General features: G+C 52.7%; 7 protein-coding genes. All 7 read left to right on the forward strand.

The features are described 5' to 3' along the window. Position 1 precedes the first annotated feature (1 nt). Entirely contained in the window at positions 2-1,645 is a 1,644-nt protein-coding gene (locus ABWP81_RS06780; RefSeq protein WP_353140494.1) for an ion transporter, read from the forward strand. Positions 1,646-1,766: 121 nt separating this feature from the next. Next, positions 1,767-2,678 carry an ion transporter gene (locus ABWP81_RS06785; RefSeq protein ID WP_353140496.1) on the forward strand — a complete coding sequence of 304 codons (912 nt, stop codon included), beginning with the start codon at positions 1,767-1,769 and terminating at the stop codon, positions 2,676-2,678. An 8-nt stretch (positions 2,679-2,686) separates the two neighbouring features. Beyond that, a complete protein-coding gene (locus ABWP81_RS06790; RefSeq protein ID WP_353140499.1) occupies positions 2,687-3,643 on the forward strand; it encodes an ion transporter in 957 nt (318 codons plus the stop codon). Positions 3,644-3,661: 18 nt separating this feature from the next. Beyond that, the gene (locus ABWP81_RS06795) at positions 3,662-3,883 is read left to right on the forward strand and encodes a hypothetical protein (protein ID WP_353136013.1); all 222 of its coding nucleotides are present in this window, start codon (positions 3,662-3,664) and stop codon (positions 3,881-3,883) included. 12 nt (positions 3,884-3,895) lie between these two features. Further along, on the forward strand, positions 3,896-4,468 hold the full coding sequence (locus ABWP81_RS06800; protein WP_353140502.1) for a DUF4337 domain-containing protein: 573 nt from the start codon (positions 3,896-3,898) through the stop codon (positions 4,466-4,468). Between the two features lie 25 nt (positions 4,469-4,493). Further along, on the forward strand, positions 4,494-6,095 hold the full coding sequence (locus ABWP81_RS06805; RefSeq protein ID WP_353140505.1) for an ion transporter: 1,602 nt from the start codon (positions 4,494-4,496) through the stop codon (positions 6,093-6,095). Positions 6,096-6,164: 69 nt separating this feature from the next. Beyond that, on the forward strand, positions 6,165-6,769 hold a 605-nt coding region (locus ABWP81_RS06810), incomplete at its 3' end, for a flavin reductase family protein (protein ID WP_353140508.1).

A 6,769-nucleotide genomic window follows, 5' to 3' on the forward strand; every position in this document is an offset into this window, starting at 1 on the left:
CATGCAAACACAATCCAAACAAGACAAATTCTTAGAAGACCTCGACGTCAAAGCCATTCTGGGCCAAGACATAGAAGCCGATATCGACCGCAACTTGCCCATGCGCAAGTGGCTTTACTTATGGCTACTAGATCCCAACATCCCTGGCAACTTTCAAAAAAACTTGGACAAGTGGATCAGCTATCTGATCATCATCAACTTGTTCACTTTGATGTTCGAAAACGTGCCTGCGGTGTTCGAACCTAACCAAATTTGGTTTCAAATCTTTGATATTTTCTCTGTGGCTGTGTTCACCGTTGAATACGCCTTGCGCCTTTATTTGGCACCTGAGGACGAAGAGTTTAAGCATCGCAAAAATGCACGGCTAGGCTTTGCCACCAGCCCATTCGCCATCATTGACTTCTTGGCGATTGCGCCTTTTTACTTGCAAGCCTTCATCCCCATAGATTTGCGCGTGTTGCGATTCCTGCGACTGCTGCGGATCATGAAGCTGTTTCGTGTCTTGATTCCCGCCATTGCTGAATTCAAAGAACTCAACCAAGGCCGCACCTTCCGCCAAAAGGTGCACGCTTTGGTGTTCCCCAGCAACTACGGCGGCACCATGCAACACATCTTTGAGGTGTTCATTGGTGTGTGGGTGATCTTGTCTGTGTTGGCCGTGATCTTGGAATCGGTCAAGGGCATCAACTACATCTTGCATTTGCAATTCGTCATCTTGGACGCTGTGGCTGTGGCCATCTTCACGGTGGAGTACTGCATGCGCATGTATGCCTGCGTCGAAGAGCCAGGCTACAAAGGCGCGGTCTTAGGTCGCTTTAAACAAGCCAAGTCGCCGTCTACCCTGATCGACTTTTTGGCCATCTTGCCCTTCTTCCTTGAGGTGTTCTTGCACCATCTGATCGACTTGCGCTTCTTGCGGGTGTTCCGTTTGGCGCGATTGCTCAAGCTCACACGCGGCAGCGATGCCACCGCCGTGTTGGTCAAAGTGGTGGTGCGCGAATGGCCTGTCATGGGCGCTGCCACCTTCATCATGATGTTGTTGTTGGTCTTGACTGCCAGCTTGGGCTACTTGTTTGAGTACGACGCGCAGCCTGAAAAGTTTGAAAACATTCCAACCTCCATCTATTGGGCAGTCATCACCTTGGCCTCGGTGGGCTATGGCGACATTTCACCCGTCACGCCGATGGGCAGGGCCATGACCAGCATCTTGGCTTTGATGGGCATCGGCATCTTTGCCATCCCTGCCGCCTTGTTGGCCTCGGCCTTCAGCGACGAGTTGGTTAAAGAGCGTGACTTGCTGAAAGCCAAGTTGTTTGCCATCCTCAAAGACGGTCATATCAGCGATGCAGAAGCCGCCATCATTCGAGCCGAAGCCAAGCGCTTGCACTTGACGGTTGACGAGGTGAATAAATTGATTGAAGTGGTGGTCAAAGAGCACGAGCTTGAAGAGCGCAACCCTTTGCCAATTCATTTAATCGCTCAAAACCCGGCCTTGGCTGTCGAGCATTACAAAGTGTTATTGGGCCAAATACGACAACTCGGTGTGCAAGTCGATGCCACGCAGTTTGACCAAGCGGCACAAGCCGGAGAGCGTTTGACCGCTAATGAATTTGCCTTGTGGCAAAAAATTCAAGGCAAGTCGTAAGCTGGGCTAAATCGACGCTTGGCTTAACTTTGCAAGCCTCACCACAAGCGGTCACACACAATTTGTGTGGCCGCTTGCTTTTTCAGACAATTGATACTTTTTATATCGTTAGACCTTTCCCATGACAACAGGTTTTAAGAAAAAACTGATGGAAATATTGGATGGCTCGCCCAACCACGCGGCCAGCCATTACGTTGAATGGGCCATCACCGTGGTGGTGCTGGTCAATTGTTCTGCGGTGATTCTTGATTCCGTTCCTGAAATTCACGCCCAATACAAAGTCATCTTCCACGAGCTGGAATTTTGGAGCGTCATGTTCTTTACCGCTGAATACATTTCTCGCGTGTGGTCGCTGGGGGCCAAGTACGGCCCCGCGAATGGCGGCACTTGGAAGGGCCGCTTTCAATACATATTCAGCCCCTTTGGCTTGATCGATTTTTTTGCCACCATGCCCTACTACTTGCATGTGTTCTTCCCCACGCTGGACTTGCGCATCCTGCGTGTGTTGCGCCTGCTGCGAATTTTGAAACTCTCCAAATACAACACAGCGCTGCAAGACTTGTTTCATGCCATTCACTCCGAGCGTCAAGCGTTTGGCTCTGCGGTATTTTTGTTAACCATTGCCACCATCGTGTCAGCCTCGCTGATGCACTTTGCCGAAGGTCATCGACAACCTGAGTTCTTTGGCACGATTCCGCACTCCATCTACTGGGCCATCGTCACCATTACCTCAGGCTATGGCAACGTCGAACCTATGACCAAGGCGGGGGAGGCCATTGCGCTCATCACTGGCTTTTTGGGGGTCTGCATGGCCGCAATCATGACGGGCATCGTGGCATCGGCATTCTCCAACCAAGTGGCCCGAAAGAAAGCCGCGTTTGAAGCGCAACTTCGCGAAGTCTTTAAAGACGGCAATATGTCAGTTGATGAAAAGGAATCGCTGCAACGCTTGCAAGCACACTACCGACTTTCTGATGAACAAGTCGAAGCTATGCTGCTGCGCGCCCAAAATAAATCGTCTGCTAAACCATGAGCGCCACCATGAATACCGCAGCCGCTAACCCCTCTATTTATCAGCGCATCAAACGCCGCACCTTCGAAATCATGGAAGGTGAAAAACCTGACAAATACAGCCACTTCGTAGAAATCTTCATAGCCCTTTTGGTGGTGGCCAACGTGATTGGCATCATTTTGGAATCTGTGCCTGAAATTCATGATGCATTTCTGCACGAGTTCCACTTGTTTGATATGTTTAGCGTGGCCGTGTTCTCGGTTGAATTTATCCTGCGCGTTTGGTCGTATGGTGAGAAATACATCCACAGCGGTGGCACGGCTTGGCAGGGCCGAAAAGACTATTTGTTTAGCTTCTACGGCATCATCGACTTTGTGAGTACCGTGCCGTTTTATCTGCAACTGCTTTTCCCGGGGGCGGACTTACGCGTGTTGCGCATGTTTCGACTGCTGCGAATATTCAAACTCTCGCGCTACAACAGTGCATTTGAAGACATGGTGGCCGCTGTCAAGGCAGAGAAAGACTCTTTTTCCTCTGCCGTGTTTTTGCTGTTCATCAGCTGCTTGCTTTTCTCCTCTTTGATCTACATCATCGAAGGCCATGAGCAGCCCGAGGTGTTTCCTTCTATACCTGCTGCCATGCACTGGTTTGTCATCACCATCGTGGCAGGCTGGGGCAACGTCGAACCCGTCACTTTTTTTGGCACGATTTTGGTCATCCTTACCCAAGTGCTGTCTATCGCTTTGGCCGCGATTTTGACGGGTGTCGTGGCCACTGCCTACACGGCACAAGTGGAGCGACGCCAAGCGCTGTATGAAATGGAAGTGCGCAATGTGCTGGCCGATGGCGTTGTCACAGAAGAAGAACAAGCTCAACTTAAAATCATGCAAGCCAAGCTGGGGATGTCGGATGAGCAAGTCGAAGCCATCAGGCACCAGATGGAAGAAGAAAAACAAATCGCCAAAGCCAACAAACAATCGACTTAACTAAAAACGAAAGCCTTCATGGACAACCGTGCTTACGAGAAATACAAGCAAGAGAACCCGGATGTTTACACACCGCTTTCCACCTATGACTACGTAGACCAATTCGTGCATCAACTCACCAACGCCGAGTTGGTGGTGTGCGTGGCCGCAGTCGTATTGGCAGTGTTTGCCCTGTATAAAATTTTTACCAAAGCTAAAAGCAAACGCAAAGACAAGCATTCCGACGATCAGCAAGAGTAAAAGGAAAACACCATGAGCGAAGTCCCAGAAACCGAATTGCCAGACCACGGCAATGACCCCTTCCGCACCCGTTGCGCCATGCTGGTGTCATTGCTGGCCATGTGCTTGGCCATCGCCAGCTTGGGCGGCAACAACGCCGCTAAAGAAAGCATGAGCAACAACATCTTGGCTGCCAACGCTTATTCTTTTTACCAAGCCAAGAACATCCGTCAAACCGATTACAAAATTGCGGCTGATGACCTTCGCATACAGCTGGCCAACGACAAGCTCTCTCCCGCAGCCAAAGCGATCGCTGAGAAAAAAGTTGAAGGCTACGAAAAAAATATCGCACGCTATGAGTCCGAGCCAGAAACGGGCGACGGCAAAAAAGAGCTGATGGCCAAAGCCAAAGCACACGAACATGAGCGCGACATTGCGCTGCGCCAAGACCCTTGGTTTGACTATGCCGAAGCGCTTTTGCAAATCGCGATTGTGCTGACCTCGGTGGCCATTTTGACGGGCGCTGTGGTGCTGTTTTGGGTGCCTTGCGTTCTCGGCCTAGTTGGCATCTTCTCAACCATCAACGGGTTCTTGTTGTTTATCTAACGGCTGTGAATCCGATGCAAAGGCCATGACCGAACACGCCCACCCACCCAAAACCTCCTTGCTGGGCCTCGTCTACCAATGGTTGTTTGACCCCGAATTCAAACACGGCTTCAACCACACGGTCGAGCGATGCATTGCCTTCCTGATTGTGGCAAGCGTCTTTGCGGTACTGATCGAAAACACGCCCGAGATATACAACAGCTACGCGGGTTGGTTCCATTGGTTTGACGTGCTCACGGTGGGCATCTTTACGGTTGAATATGTGATGCGCGTGGCCACCGCGCATTTGCACCCCGACTTTGCAGGCAAAAGCATGCCGCGCTTGCGCTACGCCTTTAGCTTTTATGCGCTGGTGGACTTGATCGCCATTGCGCCCTTTTACTTTGCACGTTTTGTCGATGTGGACGTGGAAATGCTGCGCGTGTTGCGGATCATGCGACTGGCGCGGATGTTCAAGCTGTCACGCCAAATTATTCCTGCTTGGCTCGAGTTTCAAGAACTCAACCAAGGCCGCTCGTTCCGCGCCAAAGTGTTTGCCCTGCTAGAGCCCACCGGTCACTCGGGCCGCTTGCATGCTTACCTCGACAACTTCATTGTGTTTTGGGTGGCCTTGTCTATCTTCTGCGTGATCTTTGAATCGGTGGCATCGATGCGCGCCTTGTTCGCGGTTGAGTTTCATGTCATCGACGTGATGGCTTTCACCCTCTTTACCATCGAGTACATCGCACGCGTGTACTCAGCGCCTGAAAACCCAAAGTATCACAACCGGATGGCACGATGGGCGCACATTCGTTCGGGCCCCGCCATCATCGACTTGCTGGCGATTCTGCCGTTTGTCCTAGAGAGCCTGTTAAGCCAACACCTGGACCTGCGCTTCTTGCGCGTCTTTCGCTTGGTGCGCATGCTCAAGCTCACGCGCTACACCTCAGCGCTGGAAACCCTTTACAAGGTGGTGCAGCGCGAGTGGCAAGTTATCTTTGCCTCGGTGTTTGTGATGATGTTGTTGGTGGTGCTGACCGCCAGCTTAGGCTTCTTGCTTGAGCATGAGGCGCAGCCTGATAAGTTTGAAAACATTCCTCAATCCATTTACTGGGCCATCATCACTTTGGCCTCGGTGGGTTATGGCGACATCTCCCCCATCACGCCCATGGGCCGCGCCCTGACGGTGGTGTTGGCGCTGGTGGGCATTGGTATTTTTGCTATCCCTGCGGGCTTGTTGGCTTCGGCCTTTACCGACCAGTTGCGCATTGACCGCGACGCTTTCAAACAACGCCTCATGCTGGCCTTTGAAGACGGCATGCTCAACGGCGCGGAGCGAGAGCTCATCATTGCTGAGGCCGAGCGTTTGCACTTGTCGCACGAAGAAGTCACTCGATTGACCCACGAAGCCCGCGCCGAGTTTGCCGCCAAAGAAGCCGAAGACCACACCCATGCCAACGGCTTGGTGCTAGACGCCAAAGCGCACCCCGCCTTGGCCGCTGCGCAGTTCAAACTGCTGGTCGATCAGCTCAGCTTGATTGCCCAAGCCACCGGCGAAGACAGCTTGCGCAAAAGCTTGGCCCACATCAAAACCGACCACCAAGCCGAACTGGATGTGTTGGCCATCGTGGCCAAACGCCACATCTAAGGCCCACGCACGCAGCGGTTTTGCAAGTGGGCGACAGCCTGCTGGCGCGTTTGCGTTTACCGTAGCCAAATGACGCATTTTTACCAACCCAAAGACGGCCACGGGCTGCCCCACGACCCCTTCAACGCCATCGTTGGCCCACGCCCCATCGGCTGGGTATCGACCCGCAGCAACGACGGCATTTTGAACCTCGCGCCCTACAGCTTTTTCAACGCTTTTAACTACATCCCGCCCATCATTGGCTTCTCGAGCACCGGCCTGAAAGACTCGGTGCGCAATGTGCAAGAAAACGGCATGTTTGTGTGGAACCTCGTCACCCGCCCACTGGCCGAAGCCATGAACCAAACCTGCGCGCCTGTGGGCCCCGAGGTGAATGAGTTTGAATTGGCAGGACTGACCACCGCCCCGTCACGCGTGGTGGACGTGCCACGCGTGGCCGAGAGCCCTGTGTCGTTTGAGTGCCGCAGCACGCAAATTATTCAGCTCGAAGGCCTGGACAAACAAAAAGTACCCACTTGGTTGGTGCTGGGCGAAGTGGTGGGCGTGCACATTGCCGACCACTTACTGAAAGACGGCATTTACGACACCGCCAATGCAGGCCACATCTTGCGCGGTGGCGGCCCTGCTGATTACTTCAGCATTGGGCCAGAGCAGCTGTTCAAGATGTCGCGGCC

Source organism: Limnohabitans sp. (assembly GCF_040401135.1).
Classification (GTDB): domain Bacteria; phylum Pseudomonadota; class Gammaproteobacteria; order Burkholderiales; family Burkholderiaceae_C; genus Limnohabitans.